The 19,933-nt window shown below is 38.8% G+C and carries 16 protein-coding genes; 7 read left to right on the forward strand and 9 right to left on the reverse strand.

Going from position 1 to position 19,933, the window contains the following annotated elements:
- Positions 1 to 177: 177 nt before the first annotated feature.
- The 4 genes from M992_RS01995 (at position 178) to M992_RS02010 (ending at position 5,712) form a co-directional block, all read left to right on the forward strand.
- Entirely contained in the window at positions 178 to 648 is a 471-nt protein-coding gene (locus M992_RS01995) for a thioesterase family protein (RefSeq protein WP_053907126.1), read from the forward strand.
- Between the two features lie 215 nt (positions 649 to 863).
- Positions 864 to 1,757: an EamA family transporter RarD gene (gene rarD, locus M992_RS02000; RefSeq protein ID WP_053907127.1), complete on the forward strand. Its 894-nt coding sequence runs from the start codon at positions 864 to 866 to the stop codon at positions 1,755 to 1,757.
- Between the two features lie 752 nt (positions 1,758 to 2,509).
- Positions 2,510 to 3,862, forward strand: a complete 1,353-nt coding sequence (locus M992_RS02005) for an APC family permease (RefSeq protein ID WP_053907128.1) — start codon at positions 2,510 to 2,512, stop codon at positions 3,860 to 3,862.
- Between the two features lie 128 nt (positions 3,863 to 3,990).
- Positions 3,991 to 5,712 carry an amidohydrolase gene (locus M992_RS02010; protein WP_053907129.1) on the forward strand — a complete coding sequence of 574 codons (1,722 nt, stop codon included), beginning with the start codon at positions 3,991 to 3,993 and terminating at the stop codon, positions 5,710 to 5,712.
- 88 nt (positions 5,713 to 5,800) lie between these two features.
- On the opposite strand, the gene M992_RS02015 is transcribed toward M992_RS02010, so the two are convergent.
- From M992_RS02015 to lptM, 8 genes are all read right to left on the reverse strand, one after another.
- Positions 5,801 to 6,883 (reverse strand): hypothetical protein, encoded by a 1,083-nt coding sequence (locus M992_RS02015; protein ID WP_053907130.1) that lies wholly within the window; start codon positions 6,881 to 6,883, stop codon positions 5,801 to 5,803.
- A gap of 789 nt (positions 6,884 to 7,672) precedes the next feature.
- Positions 7,673 to 8,257: a 2OG-Fe(II) oxygenase gene (locus tag M992_RS02020; protein WP_053907131.1), complete on the reverse strand. Its 585-nt coding sequence runs from the start codon at positions 8,255 to 8,257 to the stop codon at positions 7,673 to 7,675.
- Positions 8,258 to 8,647: 390 nt separating this feature from the next.
- Positions 8,648 to 10,810 carry a DNA helicase II gene (uvrD, locus tag M992_RS02025; RefSeq protein WP_053907132.1) on the reverse strand — a complete coding sequence of 721 codons (2,163 nt, stop codon included), beginning with the start codon at positions 10,808 to 10,810 and terminating at the stop codon, positions 8,648 to 8,650.
- A 60-nt stretch (positions 10,811 to 10,870) separates the two neighbouring features.
- Positions 10,871 to 11,587, reverse strand: a complete 717-nt coding sequence (gene yigB / locus M992_RS02030) for a 5-amino-6-(5-phospho-D-ribitylamino)uracil phosphatase YigB (RefSeq protein ID WP_047254914.1) — start codon at positions 11,585 to 11,587, stop codon at positions 10,871 to 10,873.
- Entirely contained in the window at positions 11,587 to 12,504 is a 918-nt protein-coding gene (gene xerC, locus M992_RS02035) for a tyrosine recombinase XerC (RefSeq protein ID WP_174721767.1), read from the reverse strand. The genes yigB and xerC overlap by 1 nt, the downstream gene beginning before the upstream one ends.
- Positions 12,501 to 13,205: a DUF484 domain-containing protein gene (locus M992_RS02040; protein WP_053907134.1), complete on the reverse strand. Its 705-nt coding sequence runs from the start codon at positions 13,203 to 13,205 to the stop codon at positions 12,501 to 12,503. Before M992_RS02040 ends, xerC begins: the two co-directional genes overlap by 4 nt.
- Before the next feature lie 71 nt (positions 13,206 to 13,276).
- Positions 13,277 to 14,101 (reverse strand): diaminopimelate epimerase, encoded by an 825-nt coding sequence (gene dapF / locus M992_RS02045; RefSeq protein ID WP_053907135.1) that lies wholly within the window; start codon positions 14,099 to 14,101, stop codon positions 13,277 to 13,279.
- 36 nt (positions 14,102 to 14,137) lie between these two features.
- Positions 14,138 to 14,314, reverse strand: a complete 177-nt coding sequence (gene lptM, locus M992_RS14615; RefSeq protein WP_072057315.1) for an LPS translocon maturation chaperone LptM — start codon at positions 14,312 to 14,314, stop codon at positions 14,138 to 14,140.
- Between the two features lie 81 nt (positions 14,315 to 14,395).
- On the opposite strand from lptM, the gene cyaY reads away from it, so the two are divergent.
- The gene (gene cyaY, locus M992_RS02055) at positions 14,396 to 14,719 is read left to right on the forward strand and encodes an iron donor protein CyaY (protein ID WP_053907136.1); all 324 of its coding nucleotides are present in this window, start codon (positions 14,396 to 14,398) and stop codon (positions 14,717 to 14,719) included.
- 93 nt (positions 14,720 to 14,812) lie between these two features.
- On the opposite strand, the gene M992_RS02060 is transcribed toward cyaY, so the two are convergent.
- A complete protein-coding gene (locus M992_RS02060) occupies positions 14,813 to 17,392 on the reverse strand; it encodes a class I adenylate cyclase (RefSeq protein WP_053907137.1) in 2,580 nt (859 codons plus the stop codon).
- An 843-nt stretch (positions 17,393 to 18,235) separates the two neighbouring features.
- Between M992_RS02060 and hemC the strand changes: the two genes are divergently transcribed.
- Together hemC and hemD are read left to right on the forward strand one after the other, a co-directional pair.
- The gene (hemC, locus tag M992_RS02065) at positions 18,236 to 19,180 is read left to right on the forward strand and encodes a hydroxymethylbilane synthase (protein WP_053907138.1); all 945 of its coding nucleotides are present in this window, start codon (positions 18,236 to 18,238) and stop codon (positions 19,178 to 19,180) included.
- Complete coding sequence (gene hemD / locus M992_RS02070; protein ID WP_053907139.1) at positions 19,177 to 19,932, forward strand: uroporphyrinogen-III synthase; 756 nt, start codon at positions 19,177 to 19,179, stop codon at positions 19,930 to 19,932. Before hemC ends, hemD begins: the two co-directional genes overlap by 4 nt.
- Position 19,933: the final 1 nt, after the last annotated feature.

The following is a 19,933-nucleotide window of genomic DNA, read 5'->3' on the forward strand; positions in this document are numbered from 1 at the left end:
CCTTCACATTCCTATTCATCACAAAAATAACACTTGTATATGCATTCATTTTACACATAAACATTGAGATATATCGAATATTTATCACCCAAAGAGAATTAAGTTTAATCATGCAAAGACAAAAAGATTATCAAATGTTAGATTTATGTTAATACTTATCACTAAAGATTAACCAATATGCACAAAAAAATTTATACACTAGAACAAGCCACCCAACTGATGAGCGATGCTTTTATCTATAAAATGCCATTTAATCAGCTAATTGGCATAAAACTTATGCGACTAGAAATGGATTTTGTTCAATTAGCGCTGGATAATAAAGCTGAATTAATTGGTAATTTTAGTCAGCAAATATTACATGGAGGCGTTATTGCTGCCATTTTAGATGTTGCTGGAGGAATGGTATGTATTAATCAACTGCTGACACGCATTGAACCATTATCTCACGAAATGATTATTGACCGAATGTCACGTATGGGAACGATTGATTTGCGTGTTGATTATTTGCGTCCTGGTCGTGGGACTAAATTTATCGCAAGTGCTAATATTTTACGCAATGGCAATAAAATATCTGTTACCCGCGCTGAACTACATAATGATAAAAATCAACATATTGCTAGTGCAACAGCCACTTATTTAGTTGGATAACAGTAAGTTTATGCTTACTAACTTGAATAATAGTATGAGACTAAATAAGCACTAATAAATATAAAATAAAGATAGTCACTGGCGTAATTAAAAAACTTGTAAATTTAACTGCCCAATGTCACATTATCAGCTCATTGACAGAGGGTTTATCGTAGCCCATCTTACAGCGATCAATATTTGGTCTTTCAGACTTTTTCTAATTATTAGAGTTAATAATGAGCCAGCAAAACACAACCAAAGGCGTATTATGTGCTTTAGGTGCCTATTTTATCTGGGGTATTGCCCCGATTTATTTTAAAAGTATCCAACAAGTTCCCGCAGAAGAAATCCTGACTCATCGTATTATTTGGTCATTCTTTTTTATGCTGGCATTACTCACCGTGACAAAACATTGGTGTTATGTTCGTCAGGTTATTAAACAACCTAAGAAATTACTTGTTTTAGTCATTACCGCAGTAACCATTGCTACTAACTGGCTGATTTATATCTGGGCAGTGAATAATGGGTATATGTTACAAGCCAGCTTAGGTTATTTTATTAATCCATTGGTCAATGTATTATTTGGTATGTTATTTTTGCATGAACGTTTTCGTCGTATGCAATGGGTTGCCGTCTGTTTAGCGGTGACTGGTGTACTAATCCAATTGTGGCAATTCGGCTCAGTGCCTATTATTGGCTTAAGTTTAGCATTCAGTTTTGCTCTTTATGGATTATTACGTAAAAAGTTGGCGATTGACGCACAAACCGGCATGATGTTTGAAACTCTCTGGTTGCTACCGATTGGTGTAATTTATCTGCTCTGTTTTGCCGATAGCCCAACCAGTAATATGTCACTCAATAGCTGGAGTTTGAATCTACTACTCATAGCCGCGGGCATTATCACCACAGTTCCTTTGCTATTATTTACGGAAGCGGCTAACCATCTACGCCTATCAACACTGGGATTCTTTCAGTATTTAGGCCCAACAATTATGTTTTTGTTAGCCGTATTAGTATATGGCGAACATGTCACTACCGAATTATTAGTGACCTTTGGATTTATCTGGTTTGCATTAATTCTATTTACCTTAGATGCACTGTATACCCAAAGAAAATTACGTAAAAAATAATCTTTATTATGTATCTCTCTCATTCTGTCGATTATTGATCCATTATTAGAGAGATCATATTAAAATCATCAACACTATTAATATTTTAATATTTAATGTGTTTAATAAATTTAATTAAATAAAAAATAGCATTAAATCTACTTATCTAATATCAAAGACTGATTCAAATTTAATCTTAAAATTTATAATGTGCAATGAAAACAATAAGATAATTAATTTATTACTCTAAAAATATAATTAACTGAATAAATTAATTTTTTATTTCTTAAGCTCACTCATAATTACAATATAAATAATTTACTTTCTTTTCATTTAGTTATAAAAAACAATGGTTAATTATTGACTAACTTCAATCTTATCCTATGATTTATAACATAAAGTTTTTACTTGTTATTATAAATAATTAATTGCTTAAATAGTATTAGGTCTTTATATTGTACGCCGATTGCATCCACCCCAGCGGATGGTGATGGTCCGTTTCATCACTGACGTTTCATTAAAGTGCGCACGAGGATTTATAAAAAATTCTGGTGCGAGGTTTTCTGAAATTGGTTGCAGTATCGGTTTTAGCCTAATGAATTTGAATCAAAATCAATAGGCAACCGTATCTATCTTTTAAACCATTGTGTGGTATTTATTGCTTAACGTTATATCGCTATAACGTTGGTTATATTGCTGCATTTTAACTTCACTCCGCCTGTTTTATTCAGAAAGAGTTGATACGTTTTAAGGCTTTTGGGAAGGGCTTATAAATGCAACAGAATAACGTTCACATGAAGCGTGTACTAACCACGCCTGCATTAGTATTTTTCGGATTAGCCTATATGGTGCCACTCGGCATTTTTACAACCTATGGGCAAGTCACGGTACTAAGCGAAGGTCATCTACCTATCGCTTATATCATTACTCTCTCCGCGGTTCTATTTACCGCTCTCAGCTATTGCCGTATGACCCATGCATTGCCACTTTCTGGCTCCGCATATTCTTACGTACAAAAAACATTTGGCGGTAATCTCGGTTTTGTGGTTGGTTGGGCACAATTACTAGATTACTTATTTTTACCCATTATTAATTATATTGCTATTGGTATTTTTGTTCATGAAGCCTTTCCAGCAATACCAATGAGCGTCATTATTTGCTCAACGATACTGATTGTAAGTGGTTTAAATATTCTGGGGATTCGCCTCGTTAACTCAATGAATATGTTGATTATTTTCATGCAATTAGTATTCATCGGTATCTTTTTATATTTAAGTTTTAAAACCTCATTTACCTTAGATACCGAGGCCTTACTGGCACCTATCACCCTGGCGTCAAATCAAATGTCTGGTGTCTTTGGCGGTGCCGCGATCCTCTGTTTAGCTTTCTTAGGGTTTGATGCTATCTCAACCATGGCAGAAGAGACTAAAGATGCACGCCGAGCATTACCAAAAGCGATTCTATATACGGTATTTATCGCGGGTGCCTTATTTATTATTATTTCTTATAGTGCGCATTTAATTTATCCGCTATGGCAAGATTTTATTCCTAATCCAGATATTGCTAGCTTAGCAGTAATGAAAAAAGTTGGCGGCGCAATGATGGCTTCCAGTTTTATTACGGCCTATGTGATTGGTGTATTCGCTTCAGCAATGACATCTCAGGCTAGTATTGTGCGTATCCTGTATGCCATGGGTCGTGAAGGCGTATTACCTCGTCCTTTGTTTGCCTATTTACATCCACGCCTTAATACACCAGTATTCTCGATTATTTTTGTCGCGATAGCCTCATTATTATCATTGATTCTTTCATTAGGCATGGTTGCATCAATGATTAGCTTTGGTGCATTAATTGCCTTTACTTTTGTAAATCTGACGGTAATCAAACATTTTATTATCGATAGTAAAGAAAAACTTACTGCTAAACAGTATGTTACTTGCTTCATTCTGCCTTCGATTGGTGTACTGCTGACTCTTTGGCTATGGACTAGCCTTGACCGCGAAGCCTTTACGGTTGGATTAATCTGGCTCGGAATTGGCGTGCTTTATCTTACATTACTCACACGAGGTTTTACTCGAACACCGCCGGCAATTTCTGATGATGAAGTTAATATGATTATTAATTAAACATATTATCAAGTTATTACTGCGGGAGAGCGCACCACTCTTCCGTTGTTTTTTCTCTCGGCATAACTATATAGCCTTTAGCATAACTATATAGATAATGTTGCCGCTTATTATGGATTGGTTGCAAAATGAACAATAAAGTTGCAGATGTTATTTATTTCAATGGTTATATTTATACTGCTGACCAACAAAATACCGTTGTTGACTCTATCGCTGTTGCAGATGGTTATATCCTCGCTTGTGGCAGCGCAGAGCAATTACAGCGTTATGTCGGACCAGAAACCGAGAGTATTGATCTCGAAGGTAAAATGATGATGCCCGGTATCATTGATGGCCACATGCATCCCTTCTGGGGAGGTGTACAGTTATTTGGCTGTCATCTAAATTATGAATCGCTGACTATCGATGAAATATTGCAACGGGTTCAATCTCACTTAGATAAAGATCCACGGACTGGTGAAAATGACTGGCTCAAAGTTACGGCATGGTTGCGTCAAGGAATGCTACCAGCAGGTATTGACATGTATCGTGAAGATATGGATCGATTGAACACCAAACGCCCTGTCGTCCTATTTTCCAATGACTGCCATACTTTGCTAGCAAATAGTCGTGCTCTAGAATTACTCGGTATAACCAAAGAAACACCCGCTCCACCGGATGGTAAAATTGGCAAGCATTCTAATGGAGAGTTAAACGGAATTTTAGAAGATGCTCCAGCTATGCGTGCAGCAGACAGCATTCCGTCTATTCGAGATGATCAAGCCGTAGAAGTCGCTGAGTTGGTTCAGAAAGTATTAAATCAGCAAGGTGTCACTACGGTCATGGATGCCCGTGTTTCAGAGCAGCAATTAGCCGCTTTTGCTGAATTACAACAACGCAACGATTTAACGGTTCGTTTTCAAGCCGCTCGGGAAATTACTCCTGATGAAACGCCGGATATAGCATCCGTAGCAGCAGCGGTCGATAAAGCCGTTGCATTCGCTAAACAATGGCACCAAGCAGAATGGACGCCAGCACCGGGTATTGGTCTGCGAAATATCAAGATGTTTGTCGATGGTGTTTTACAATACCCAACCATGACAGCCTCTTTATTGGCACCTTATCGTGTCAATAAAGGCTCAGAAACACAACCCGATTGGCAAGAAACTGACAACTATGGTGACCTCTATTTCACCGCTGAAATCTTAGATGAACTGTTAGAAAAAATTGCGGCCGCAGGCTACGATCCGCATTTGCATACTGTTGGCGAAGGAGCAATTTCGATTGTATTAGATGCGATTGAAAAAATGCGCAGTGCACATCCAGAAAAAGATATTCGCCCTGGTCTCGCACATAATGAATTAGTTAATCCTAAAGATTATCAACGATTTGCTCGGTTAGGTGCGATTGCTTGTCTATCATTTCAATGGGCCGCACCGACACCTGAACTATCTGAATTTGAGCGTAATATGGTTGGTGAAACCCGATTTCAAGACCTTGAACCTATCGCCAAATTCATTGATGCCGGCGCAACAGTCGCTTTTGGTAGCGACTGGCCAATCGATGATTTCGATGAATGGTATGATTTGAAGGTAGCAGCAACACGTCGAGGTCATGATATCGATGGAAAAAAAGCACCTCGGCTCAATACTGATCGCAATTTAACTGTGACGGAAGTTTTGCGTGCGGCAACCATTGATTCAGCTTATGCCCAACATCGAGAAGAGGTAATTGGTTCGTTAGAGCCAGGAAAATTTGCCGATATGATTATTTTAGACCGCAATGTGTTCCAAATTCTACCTGATGATATCGCTAACGTTAAAGTACTTTGTACAATTGTCGGTGGTAAAACAGTACATATTGTCCATTAATTTGTTACTGATATAAATTAATTAAATCGGATGATGCTATTACGTAGATCATCCGATTTTTATATATAAATCTAAAAAAACTTATTACTTAAATAATAGAGCTGAGAATAATAGCCCCTGTACTTCTCGCTGGCTCAAAACAAGAAATTACTGGTTTGGAAAGATCCATTGAATGTTCTCCCTTCGATATATAACTCATTTGATCAACAGAAAAACCTGATATTTGGTTTTTTAATATCTCATTATGATCAGCGAAATTGTTTTGATTAATAATAGTAATATTAGATAAATTATAAACTGTCTCTTGTATTAGATGTATAAGATTTTGTTTTGCTACTTTTTCAGCATCAAGCACAGCTGAATAATTATCTTCAGAGATTTCCTCAATAAATTTAACTCGCTTTTCTAACTCAGGTAATTGGCTAATATAATCTTCAGTATCATTGTAATGTGCTAAATCGTTAGAAACACTTTGACTAAATTGCCGATATTTTTCATTATCGCCACTTCTTTCACTATAAATTGACATCAGTGCATCACTTTTAATCAATAAACGTTGAGAACGCAACTCTGTTGTACTTACCTGCCACTCATAAAGTTTTAATTCAAAACTATTTTGCTTATTATAAATATCTTCAAATAACGTAATTATATTTTTAGGGATTTGATCAATATTCATATCAGCGAATGATATGGTTTCATTCGCTTCGATCATCATTATTTTATTAAAATAACGTTGATCAATAAAGTTTTTATGAGCAACAACATCATTTAGCTCATTATTTGTCACATTTATATTTTTCTCTAAATTAATTAGTTCCATTACTGTATATGGAGAGTTGCTCTCAGGAATTTTTGCTAATTCAGCTAATGGTATTCCTCTTTCAATATCTGCCTCCATATATTCTCTACTATTATTCACTCCATTAATTATAGCAATATCAATTGATTTCATTAACATATCTACTAGATTAGTATTTTCATCCTCACTAGTATTCTCAAAATTATTGTTTTTTATATTATTTAATTCGTTAATTGAATCTACTAATGTTTTTTTATATTCAAAATATAAATTAGATAATATAGGAAAATTATGCTTAGCCGTAGAAATTCTAATTTGCATATCAATTTCTTGATTTATTTCATGATTAGATCTATTATTAATATCCATATTTATTATATATCCTTCTATAGTTAAATTTAATGAATAAGAAAAATTGGCAGGAATAAAAAGGGTAATATATAATTAAACTGAAATTATAGTAAAATGGAAACTAAATAGATATAAATTAAATTCATAATCTATATTAAATAATAACTTACATTATAATTATAAAAAAGTAACATTATTAGTATTGCTTTAAAATAAAATTGCAAATCAATAAATAGTAGATATTTAAAATAAACAATATATTAAGTGTTATATTGACATATATATAATAAAAATCACACTATCAACACTCTTATTACCACAATAACTTATATTATTAATTAAATGATCAACACCATAAGTATTTATTGCATCACTACTAAGAGTAAACTCATCATCCAAAATATTTGATTACATTTTATAAAGACTTATCCTTATTATCTCGTTTATAGATTTTTGACATAATACCATGATATAAAATTTCTATTATTAGATAGTCCATTACCTAAAATATCTCCGGTTTGTATACACCATTACTATAAGTTAGTTTAATAAGTTAATTATTATTTAATCACTTTTATTATTTATATTAATTTATTAGTAATTTTCTAATAATAACTTACTCCTCATATAATACCCATTTACTTCTTCGATAATCCCCATTTACTCCTTTCAATAAGGAGTTTGAACATTACTAGAGAATTAAAAATAAAACAATAAGCTTTAGCTGTAAATAGGCTGAATAAAAAGCCCACCTCTAAATAAGAGGTGGTAATAGGCTGATTAATCTATCTTGTTATAAATGAAAAATTAAAATACTTTTTGACTGAGGAACCAGCCCGCAATACTACAACGTTCTGTCTTTGTTGGCAGAACTTCATGAGGGAAATCTTCTGACATAAATATCACTAATCGACCACCAATAGGATCGACGGTAGCTAATTGCTGATCATCATTATTGAACATGGCTAACTCACCACCATCACCCGACTGCCAAAATTCATTTAGATACAGTACAGTAGTTACTTTGCGTAGCCCTTTACCTTGAAAATTATCACAGTGTTTTTTATAAAATGTCCCCTGTGGATAACGGCAATAATGCGTTTCGAAATCACGTAAACCGAGATATAACTGCCGATTGATGAGTTGCCTTAATTCTTCCATTTTATCCATATAAAGAGCTATTGGTTCACCCATCTCAGGCTCCAGCCAAAGAGTTTGATCACCACGGATATTTTTATTCTCTTGTAACTTCTCACCATTACCAATACGCGCATCAGTAAGCTGCTGCGGAATAGCCAGCTTGATTTCCTGCACTTGTTTCAGACTCAAAAAATCGTCCCAGATATACCAGCCCTGAGTCGCTAAAGCATCAATTAGATGTTCAGATTTCATGACAATTTAATCATCAGTTAAACGGAGTGATTTTATACTTCACAAACTGGAAAATATAAAATTAAAAACTTAAATCGCAAAGATTAAAATAGCATATCAAGAATAAAGTTAAATCATAGGTCGGATTATAGGCATAGCTTAAGCTAAGAAATTATCAGCTAAAAATAGGTCAGTGAAATAAGAACAATATTAAATAGATAGCCTCAAAAAAAGCGTGAATAGAGCAGAGTGATAGATAAGATTCAACGAGGATTAATAAATATATTGAAAAAATTAATCTTGTTGTAAAGAAAAAATACAGGGATGCCACGGCGATAATACTCCTACCACCGCGGCATAATGCAGCGTATACAAAAAAGAATAAATATATCTAACCGATAAGAGAACGGTTTAAACGATTTCTAATCTCGCATAAGCCGCCACCAGCCATTTGATCCCTTGTCCTTGAAAAGCAACTTGCAATCGGCAATGCTCACCGCTGCCTTCCAAATTAATAATTGTCCCCTCACCAAATTTAGCGTGCATAACGCGTTGCCCTAGCGCATATCCACTATCATTGCTGCTAATTGGTGTCCCTAAACGCTGATGATTTACAGGGCGTGAAACCGTAGCGCGTAGACGGACTTCCTCTATACAGGCTTCAGGCAATTCGCCAATAAAACGAGAAGGACGGTGATACACTTCTTTGCCATATAAGCGTCGACTTTCAGCATAGGTGATCGTCAATTTTTCCATTGCGCGAGTAATTCCAACATAAGCCAAACGACGTTCTTCTTCTAAGCGGCCACTTTCATCCAATGACATTTGGCTGGGGAACATTCCTTCTTCAACACCGACCATAAAGACCACCGGAAATTCAAGACCTTTAGCAGAGTGTAATGTCATTAACTGAACAGCATCTTGATTAGCATCTGCTTGGCTCTCGCCTGATTCTAATGCTGCATGGGATAAAAAGGCCTGTAATGGCATTAAATCTTGATCTTCATCTTGATAGCTGAAATCACGTGTTGCATTAACTAATTCTTCTAAGTTTTCAATACGAGCTTGAGCTTTCTCGCCTTTTTCTTGCTCATACATCGCGCGTAGCCCAGAATCGTTAATAACTCGATCTGCTTGTCCGTGCAGAGGCAGTTCTTGCGTTTCTGTAGCTAAGGCATCAATTAACTCAAGGAAACGTTCAATGGCTGCAGCGGCTCGGCCACCAAGTACTTGTTCCCTAATTAAATATTCGCAACTTTCCCATAATGTTAATTTTTGCGCTCTAGCTGTTTGTCGAACCGTATCTAATGTACGCTCACCAATTCCACGCGTTGGTGTATTAACAACACGCTCAAACGAAGCATCATCATTACGATTAGCGATTAAGCGTAAATAAGAGAGTGCATCTTTAATTTCTTGACGCTCAAAGAAACGTTGGCCGCCATAAATTCGGTACGCCATGGCCCCTTGGATTAAGGCTTCTTCCAATACCCGTGACTGAGCATTACTGCGGTATAAAATCGCGCAATCACGCAATGCTCCACCATTTTCATGCCACTGGCGGATTCGGCTCACGACATAACGCGATTCGTCTAATTCATTAAAAGCGCAGTAGAGAGAAATCGGCTCGCCATCGCCGCCTTCGGTCCATAAATTTTTACCTAATCGATCGCTATTATTCGCAATCAAAGTATTAGCGGCTTTCAAAATATTATTGGTTGAACGATAGTTCTGTTCAAGGCGGATAGTCTCCGCTCCCGGAAAGTCTTTCAAAAAACGCTGAATATTTTCAACTTGCGCTCCACGCCAACCATAAATAGATTGATCGTCATCCCCCACTATCATTACTTTACCTGTATCACCCGCCAATACTCTAATCCAAGCATATTGAATACTGTTAGTATCTTGAAACTCATCAACCAAAATATTGGTAAAGCGTTCACGGTAATGATTAAGAATATGTGGTTTATTCAGCCATAATTCGTGGGCACGTAATAATAATTCAGCGAAATCAACTAACCCAGCACGATCACAAGCTTCTTGATAGGCTTGATAAACTTTAAGCCATGTTGATTCGACTGGGTTTCCATAGCTTTCGATATGCTGCGGGCGCAGACCTTCATCTTTTTTTCCATTGATGTACCACATACCCTGACGTGGCGGCCATTGTTTCTCGTCGAGATTCATCGCTTTAAGCAATCGACGGATCAATCGATATTGATCATCGCTATCGAGAATTTGAAAATCTTGGGGTAATCCGGCATCCATATAATGCTGGCGCAATAAACGGTGGGCAAGACCATGAAACGTCCCAATCCACATACCACCTTCGCTACTGCCTATCAATTGATTAATACGGTGACGCATTTCTGCGGCTGCTTTATTGGTGAACGTCACCGCCATGATTGAGAACGGCGAAGCATGCTCTACTGACATCAGCCAAGCAATACGGTGTACCAAAACACGGGTTTTACCACTGCCCGCCCCCGCCAATACTAGGAGGTTAGTTCGTGCTGCAGCCACTGCATCACGCTGTTTATCATTGAGGCCTTCGAGCAGATTAGAGACGTCCATAATTACCATCAAAGCAGTACAGCAGTATAAAACCACTGTGGATTTATCCAGAGAAAAGAATTATAACAGCGTCAGCAGAGAAGCCAAATTTGAAATTTCAATATGCGGAACTAACCGGCTCTCTTTTTCTGCCATTAACGTTTTATTGTCCATATTTATCCAGCACGCTTGCATACCGCTGCGGATAGCACCTTCGATATCGGTCTGTAAATTATCCCCTATATGCAAAATATTGTTGGCAGGAATATTTAATTTATCTGCGGCAGAGCAATACATATCACAATATGGCTTAGAGCGACCATCTGGGCCGGCTTTCAGAACAAACTGAAAATAATCATTTAAACCGCAAGCGGCAGGTTCTGCATTACCGTTAGTTATCGCCACTAAAGGAAGTTTTTCTGCTAATGCCGCTAATGTGGTATGCGTCGATTCCGGCACATTAATCTGATTACGCCAATAAGCAAAGTGAGCCATGATGTCATCCGCGCCTTGAATTGCCTGTTCTCGAGAATAACCGTAATGACACAGCATCATTTTTGCGGCTTGCCAACGCCATTCCGTCACATCATGATAAATATTGGCGTCTTGTTCGAGTAAGATCTGTCGATACGCATCGAGATCGTCATGATTAAATTGAGCAAAACGTAGATCAAATTCACGAATAAATTGCAGAACTTGCCGCTCAGTTTTTTCAATCACGGGATGGTTATCATACAAGGTATCATCCAGATCAAACGTCATCGCTTTGATGGGGGCCAATGGTCGATAAAAATGCATTAAGATTTCTCCCTCTTTGCTCTGGGGTGGGCGACATCATAGACATTGGCTAAATGTTGGAAATCAAGATGGGTATAAATCTGAGTTGTTGACAGATTTGCATGTCCCAATAATTCCTGCACACCCCGTAAGTTGCCACTCGATTCCAAAATGTGGGTCGCAAATGAGTGACGAAGTTTATGGGGATTAATATGGCTATTTATACCCTGCTTAATACCCCATAATGCAAAACGTTTTTGTACATTTCGCGCTGACATTCGTCGCCCACTCTGCGTAGAGACAAATATCGCATCATCTTCTGGCTCATATAATTCTCGCATTTCAAGCCACTGCGTTAACCAGTTAACCGCCGTCCGCCCCAAAGGAACTTTGCGCTCTTTGCTGCCTTTCCCCATCACTCGGACGTCCCCCGTTGAAAGTGAAACATGCGAGATGTCTAAACCAACCAGTTCAGAGAGACGGAGTCCCGCACCATACATAACTTCCAGCATCGTGCGATCTCTAACCGATAAGGGATCGCCTTGATCAATATTGAGTAACTGAGCGATTTCATCAACATCCATATTTTTCGGTAACGATTTTTTTGCTTTTGGAGCCCGTACCGCTTTTACTGGATTCGCGGTTAATTCGCCTTGCTGTACCATCCAATCACAAAAACTGCGCAATGCAGACAAACGCAATGCCATGCTGGCAGATTGTAATCCTGCTCGTCGACTTTTCGCCGCAATATTACGTACGATCGGGGTATCCATTTTTGCCCAATCGTCAATTTTCATCTCCACCAGCATTTGGATTACCGTTGCCAATTGACGGCGATAATTAGTAATCGTGACCGCACTTAAACGTCGTTCAACTCGCAAATATTGTAAGTATATCTCTGTTTTTTCTGCTAATTGTTCATGTAGTTGGCTACTCATAATCGAGAGATCCATTTCGACAATAAACGCGGCAGTAATTGTGCCAGCTTTTCCAACATCACCGTACCCATTCCTGCCTGATAGTGTTGTCTATCTCGGCTCGTAAAAATAAGTACGCCTAACTCACCACAAGGGCCCAGTAATGAAATAGACACTGAACCTACATGCATGGTCTTTGGCAGTAGTAACAGTAATTCCGAGCCGTTTAAACTGCCTAAATACGTTTTCTGCTCACCAAACCGTTGCAGGCGAATAGCGTCAAATTGAGGTCGATGAAGAACCAAATCTTGGGCATCAAGCGGCGCAGATAAATTCCACCGATCACTAAATAGTCGTATCGATGCACTAGATAAACCTAAATATTTCGCCCAACGGTTTAATCGATTTAACATTTCACTCAAACTACCGGCTGTTGCTAACTCGATGATTAGCGCTAATAGTTGATCAAATAACTGCTGGTTTTCTCTCGCTTGCTCGACGATAAACAGAATATCTTGCTCTAGCTGCTGCAGTTGAATACGCTGTCGATTCATAATCCATTCAGGTAATGAAACTGCGCCAATCACCGGATGCGGTACCTTCATTTGTTCAACTTGCAGGGCATTTCGGAGAAAAAACTCCGGATGGTTTTGTAAATACTCCGCTACCGTCTGATCATTAAGATCAGCGGACACGCTGAGCTTTACATCTATTTTATCCATCATCGACCTCTTATTAACGCGCAAACGCCAAATAAGCTAGCAACATCAACGTTAGAACGCGATTATTGGGCTTAAATTTGTATAACACCATCATATACATGAGTCGCGGGCCCTGTCATAAACAATGGTGTCCCCGGCCCTTCCCAACGAATTTCTAGTGATCCACCGGGTAAATCGACCTGTACATTATCGCTGAGCAGCCCCTGCTGAATACCAATCGCGACAGCCGCACATGCACCACTGCCGCATGCTTGGGTTTCTCCGGCACCTCGCTCATAAACTCGTAGACGAATATGGCTCGGATTAATCACTTCCATAAAACCAATATTTGCTCTTTCAGGGAAGCGCTCATGGCTTTCAAGCGCTGGACCGATTATTTCAACTTCGGCGGTAGTAATACTTTCAACTTGCACTACACAATGTGGATTACCCATCGATACAACACCACATAATACGGTTCTTTCTTCTGCTCGAATAATATAGGTTTTTTCTACCTTTACCGCGCGAAATGGTACTTTTTGGGGTTCAAATTCGGGTTCCCCCATATTGACACAAACATTATCGTTATCAGTAATATTGAGGATCATACGCCCTGACTGGGTACTAACTTTAATTTGACGCTTATTAGTCAAACCTTTTAAGCGAACAAAGCGAGCAAAACAGCGTGCACCATTTCCACACTGTGCGACCTCACTGCCATCCGCATTAAAAATACGGTAATGAAAATCAAGTTCAGGATCGTAAGGCGCTTCGACCAATAGTAATTGATCAAAACCAATACCTGTATGTCTGTCGGCTAAACGACAAATTAACTCTGGTGAAAAATAAACGTTTTGAGTGACGCCATCGACCACCATAAAATCATTACCTAAACCATGCATTTTGGAAAAGTGCATATTATATCGCTCCGTAGAAACAACGCATTGTTTGGACTAATTTTTTATATTGCTATCGTCTGATAGGCTTTGAGACGACGTTGTCTGTGAGCTATCGGTAGCATGGGTCGTTTCTAACGATTCAGGCGGAGAATAAAGCGGCCCTTTTAAACCACAACCAGAGAGAGAAAGTACTGCCATAAGAGCTAAAAATCCGCACAATTGTTTTTTCATTGTCTTTTTGCCTGTAATACTTGCATCATTATCCCCTATAATCGCTACCATGCGGACGAAAAGCAAATAGGAATTTAACTGATGAACGATACTGAATTCCATCAATTGGCCGACCAGTTGATGCAACAACTCGAAGAGCAGCTCGATAATTACCTGGGTGATGCGGATATTGACTGTGAAACTAATGGCGGTGTAATGACACTCAGCTTTGAAGATGGCAGCAAAATTATTATTAATCGCCAAGAACCATTCCATCAAATTTGGCTAGCAACTCGTCAAGGCGGCTATCATTTTAATTATCAACGGCAACAGTGGATATGTGATCGTTCAGCAGGAAATTTTTTAGATATGCTTTCTGAGGCGGTAAGTGCTCAATGTGGCGAGAAATTCACATTTAATCACTAATTCTAGTTTTACACATTCAGGAAGACATAATCATCCTCCTGAATGTGTTTATTTAATCGCGGTTATTCTTTAAATTAAATAATGACTTTGATACTAATTATGCATTGAGCATACATCGGAATAATGTTTGTTTAATCGCCCATCGTCGCTGTTTACCTGCTCAGTAACTAATGCCCAAGCACCGCCAGCAAACGGAATGACTTGATTATGCCCATTATTTTTAATGATTTGATAAAATTGCGGTAAATTAAAATTAATGAAATTAGCACCATAGGTAAAGCGATCGTGTGATGAGGAATAAAAACGACTGACATCACGGACTAGCTCTTCTTTACTGCCTTCACAATGCGAGTAAATTTCCACGCGATTAGCCTCATCAAGCACATAAATATTAAAACCTTTGCCATCGTCGGTATTCTCAAAAAAGAATTGAACAATCCCTTCACTGGCATAACCATCAACTACCGCCGGCAAATGATGCGTCTCTTTGGCATTTAATTTTATCGGTAAGCCATGCAATTTATTATGCGAAATTGCCCCATAAAACTCGACCGCATTTTCCAATTTTTGTACCGAAACATTAAGCCGCTCGAAAAATAATCCCCACATTTGCCCGGCGATACGTAACGGTTTAAAACGCCCTGGATCATGCCGATTACTGGATAAACGTAACTCAACACACTCTGAAATTAGCTGCTGTACACGAGTTCGGATCAATCCACGTAAATGCTGGCTATAACAAAAAACTTCAACCGAATCAGGCGGAGAAGCATCTTGATGCATTTTCCCTAAAATTGTTTTTAACGCCTCAAGCATCGATTGCTCTCCGCTAAAATGCAACGTCCTAACTTCATTCCATGAATTACGATATAACAAATCGATACTGCCAATAAGGCACTGTTGAGGGTCACCAAAACTAAAGATATCTAACTTACGGAAATCAAAATGTACCACTTGGTTAGAAAATTCTTGCGTCGGATCTTGTTCTAAATTGACGATAATCGCTAAATGTCGAATTTCACACGGGCTATACAATGCCTTCGGAGTCGGGGCGGGTAAACGAATTGGAAAATGGCTCGAAACATCATCGATGAGTTCCAATAATTTTTGTTTATCGCACTGAGATTGCCCATGATGCATATATACCGTTGATGACTCGGTTAATAAGCCATTAAAATAAGCCCATGCCACCAGTTTATTTAAATAACGATTATATTCTAGCGGTTGATGCCCAATAATTGTCTCAATCCCCGGCGCCTGATTGTATAAATACCATCCACTGCGATTAGCCCTACCCGGAGGCACATAAATAAAAGTAAGATGATTTTCAGACAGATCCGGGGATATTTGTGGATTGACTAATGTCACTTTGCCCGGTAATGCTTCGAAGGCAGCATACAGTTTACGGGTCAGCACGCCGATATCTTGCGGGCTAGCGCTCACACTTAAATTATTGCGACGAGCAAAACGGATCAAGTTGCGGTAACTCTGCATCATGGTATCAAGCAATTCATTATGCGCTTCACGCACCCGCTCTATTTTCCATTGATGACGTTCATCAAGAATATTTAGCCGCTCTTTATCCCAACCCCATGATTCGACAAGCTGGCTTAAAATATGGCGACGCCAACCTGAGCAAGCATTTTGTGTTTCTTTGGACAGTTTTTCACAAACTTTAAGATAAAAACAACGGCGAATCAGATCAAGGCGGGTAAAATCATGAATTTCAGTAAGATAGCGTGTAACTCTATCAAGCATCAAACAATAAGAATCTAAGCCATAACAAACGATTTCTCCCGCATGTAAATGCTGCTTAAATTCTAATGCCAGTAATTTACCGGTCGGATAATCCCAAGAATAAGATTCTAATAAAATACTTTTTAAAACGGCCTTATAAGGTGAATCAACACTCTTATAAAGTTGCCACAAGCTTGCACCGAAGTATTCCTCCGCAGAAAGTTCACCTAGTCCGCCTAAATCTAACCATTCATTGGGAGCCAATACGCCTTGTGCGTACAGCGACATAACATATTCATCATAATTATTTTCTTCTTCGACCGGCACCATTGTCCATAATAAACGTTTACCTGCCATACGTACTGCGGTGCGATAAAATTCATCAAGTAATAATATATGCTGGGTTGAACCACAATCTTCACCACCAAGATGGCCGCTCGCGTGATGACGAAAACGATTTTCATCAATCAAAAATAGTGTCACTTCAATGCCTAAAGAGGCAGCCCATTGCTCAATTAAGCTACATTTTTGTTGTAGTCGCTGTTTTTCTTCATTATCGAGCCAGGAAGGATGACAAACCCAAATATCTAAATCAGAACAAATACTTTGGCCTATAGATGAAGTGCTGCCCATCGAATAGATACCCGTAAGTGGTAACTCACCACTCTCTGTTTGATGAATAACTTCACACGGCAAATATTTTTCAAACTGATTAAGCCAACCAAGTTGATGTGCATCTGGAGAGAAATAACAAACACCATGAGGTACATGCCCTTCAATATAGCCAGGAAGCATAGGATGGTGATAATGAAACAAGACAGGCAACAGGCTATAGACTTGTTGAAAAGCCTCACTCATTGAGGATGTCGCCCGCTCTAACCGAAGTTGGTTGATTGCATCCAGTCTCTGCTTTAATGTTTCAATATAGAGGTACAAGAGTCTCGCCTGATTTGAACCAATCGTTAATAAAAATACTGGGGATATCGATCTCTTAGGGACTATCCCCAACATCTATTAGGGATACTACTCCCCCAGCTCCCAACAAATATATCCGCTATACTTTTCAAACTCACATTATAGATGTACTTGCTGACGCCTATTATACGAAGCTCATGATTAATCCTATGGATTAACCGGTCTTCAAATTTTGCCTTGCAGCAACTCGAATGAATTTGGATATAATAGTTTTTAGAAGTTTTTCAAATGAATTGTCGGAAACGTGATCAATCTAACACCTTGCATCAAAAGGGTAAAGTAGATCACACTAATATTTGACGTTCATTTTTTCATCAGTGCAGTTTTCAACATATTGTATAAAAAGACTTTTTATTTTTTAAACAGACTAATATCCTTTGTTTTATAAGGGAAAATTTAGCCGGTGTTGCGTTAATTTACCATAATCTTACTTATATCAAATTGATTGCAAAACCACGGGACACCATAGCTTGAACGATTCACTTATTTTTTAATTCGACGCCAACTAACATTATAAAAAAATCGCACATTTTGCTAAAAAAATGGCTCATAATCTAAAATAATCGCTACTCACGGTAAAATTAAACGATTTAATAAAAGGCTGATAATTCCCTTTCGATAAATCATCATATTGGCATAATAAAAAAAATCTAAACTACACTGAAACCACGCATTATCACGCACCAAACAGTGACTAAACACAAACTCCCGCGCCTGTAACTAGAAAAATAGGCAGCAAAATGTTAAAAGTAATACTAATTTTACGGTTAATTCCTGGCTTAACTTGAGCCTGAGTATAAAAAAATGACATCAAACAATATAATTCGCATCGCTACTCGCCAAAGCCCACTTGCTATGTGGCAAGCGATATATGTAAAAACACAGTTAGAACAAGCTTATCCTGACTTAGTCGTGGAACTGGTTCCTATGGTGACAAAAGGCGATATCATTTTGGATACTCCGCTAGCCAAAGTCGGTGGCAAAGGATTATTTGTTAAAGAACTCGAATTAGCCTTACTTGAAGGGCGGGCTGATATTGCCGTCCACTCGATGAAAGATGTTCCGGTAGAATTTCCTGAAGGATTAGGGTTAGTCACTATCTGTGAACGTGAAGACCCACGAGATGCGTTTGTTTCTAATCAATATTCATCACTTGAACAACTCCCCATTGGTAGTATCGTCGGCACATCCAGTTTACGCCGCCAATGCCAATTAAAAGAACGGCGTCCTGACCTTCAAATTCGTGATTTACGCGGTAATGTCGGTACTCGCTTGAGTAAACTAGATAATGGTGAATATGACGCTATTATCTTAGCAGTTGCCGGCCTTAAACGCTTAGGGCTAGAGGATCGTATTCGCCAAGCAATGGCGCCAGAAATCTCATTACCCGCGGTCGGCCAAGGTGCTGTTGGCATTGAATGTCGTCTGTCAGATAGCCGTACTCAAGCACTGCTTGCAGCCTTAAACCATTCAGCCACCGCTGTCTGTGTCGAGGCAGAGCGAGCCATGAATATGCGCTTAGAAGGCGGTTGCCAAGTTCCTATCGGCAGTTATGCTATCTGGCAAGGCCAGCAACTTTGGCTGCGTGCGTTAGTTGGCGCGCCTGATGGTCGCACTATGATCCGTGGCGAACGTACATTTAGCCCAGATCAAGCACAGCAAGCGGGTATTTCGCTAGCGGAAGAATTGCTCAATAAAGGCGCACGTGAGATCCTTACCGAGGTCTACCAAGGGAATGCACCAAAATGAGTATCTTAGTGACCCGGCCGTCTCCCAATGGAGAACAGCTGGTGGAACTATTAAAAACTCAGGGGCTAACAGCCTACCATGCCCCATTAATTAATATTATACCGGGAAGTGAACTGCCCAACTTACCCACAAAGCTTGACCAGTTAGAATCTACGGATTTAGTGTTTCTTTTGTCCAAAAATGCTGTCTGGTACGCCAATTCAAGGCTGCAGCAAGCGGGACTGAATTGGCCAAATAAGCTATCCTACTATGGAATAGGCGGTTCGACAGGCAAGATGTTTCAGCAAATCACTGGGCGAACGATAGTTTGGCCTGAGGACGGTGAAACGAGTGAAATTCTGCTCGCTCTGCCAGAATTACAATTTCTGGAAGGTAAAAAAGTACTGTTATTACGGGGCAATGGTGGTAGAGAATTATTAGCTTCCACCTTACGTTCGCGTGGAGCCTACATTGATTATTGTGAATGCTATTCACGCCAAGCGATCAACTATGAAATATCGCTATTCAATGCCCAATGGCGAACAAAAAATATTTCAACCATTGTAGTAACCAGTGGGCAGCAGTTAAATCTACTGACACATTTAATTGCTGATGATTATCAAGATTGGTGGTATTCGCGCCACTTGTTAGTTGTCAGTCACAGAATCGCCAACATCGCCCATGAGATGGGATGGAAAAATATAGATGTGGCTAACAGTGCAGATAATAATGCTTTATTAAACGCATTAATTTCAACCGACATGGGATGCTAAT

It is taken from the genome of Moellerella wisconsensis ATCC 35017, assembly GCF_001294465.1.
Taxonomy (GTDB): Bacteria; Pseudomonadota; Gammaproteobacteria; order Enterobacterales; family Enterobacteriaceae; genus Moellerella; species Moellerella wisconsensis.

Excerpts from the sequence above, each read along its gene's own strand:
- M992_RS01995 (WP_053907126.1), top strand. The coding sequence starts at position 178 with ATGCACAAAAAAATTTATACACTAGAACAAGCCACCCAACTGATGAGC.
- rarD (WP_053907127.1), top strand. The coding sequence starts at position 864 with ATGAGCCAGCAAAACACAACCAAAGGCGTATTATGTGCTTTAGGTGCC.
- M992_RS02005 (WP_053907128.1), top strand. The coding sequence starts at position 2,510 with ATGCAACAGAATAACGTTCACATGAAGCGTGTACTAACCACGCCTGCA.
- M992_RS02010 (WP_053907129.1), top strand. The coding sequence starts at position 3,991 with ATGAACAATAAAGTTGCAGATGTTATTTATTTCAATGGTTATATTTAT.
- M992_RS02015 (WP_053907130.1), bottom strand. The coding sequence starts at position 6,883 with ATGGATATTAATAATAGATCTAATCATGAAATAAATCAAGAAATTGAT.
- M992_RS02020 (WP_053907131.1), bottom strand. The coding sequence starts at position 8,257 with ATGAAATCTGAACATCTAATTGATGCTTTAGCGACTCAGGGCTGGTAT.
- uvrD (WP_053907132.1), bottom strand. The coding sequence starts at position 10,810 with ATGGACGTCTCTAATCTGCTCGAAGGCCTCAATGATAAACAGCGTGAT.
- yigB (WP_047254914.1), bottom strand. The coding sequence starts at position 11,587 with ATGCATTTTTATCGACCATTGGCCCCCATCAAAGCGATGACGTTTGAT.
- xerC (WP_174721767.1), bottom strand. The coding sequence starts at position 12,504 with ATGAGTAGCCAACTACATGAACAATTAGCAGAAAAAACAGAGATATAC.
- M992_RS02040 (WP_053907134.1), bottom strand. The coding sequence starts at position 13,205 with ATGGATAAAATAGATGTAAAGCTCAGCGTGTCCGCTGATCTTAATGAT.
- dapF (WP_053907135.1), bottom strand. The coding sequence starts at position 14,101 with ATGCACTTTTCCAAAATGCATGGTTTAGGTAATGATTTTATGGTGGTC.
- lptM (WP_072057315.1), bottom strand. The coding sequence starts at position 14,314 with ATGAAAAAACAATTGTGCGGATTTTTAGCTCTTATGGCAGTACTTTCT.
- cyaY (WP_053907136.1), top strand. The coding sequence starts at position 14,396 with ATGAACGATACTGAATTCCATCAATTGGCCGACCAGTTGATGCAACAA.
- hemC (WP_053907138.1), top strand. The coding sequence starts at position 18,236 with ATGACATCAAACAATATAATTCGCATCGCTACTCGCCAAAGCCCACTT.
- hemD (WP_053907139.1), top strand. The coding sequence starts at position 19,177 with ATGAGTATCTTAGTGACCCGGCCGTCTCCCAATGGAGAACAGCTGGTG.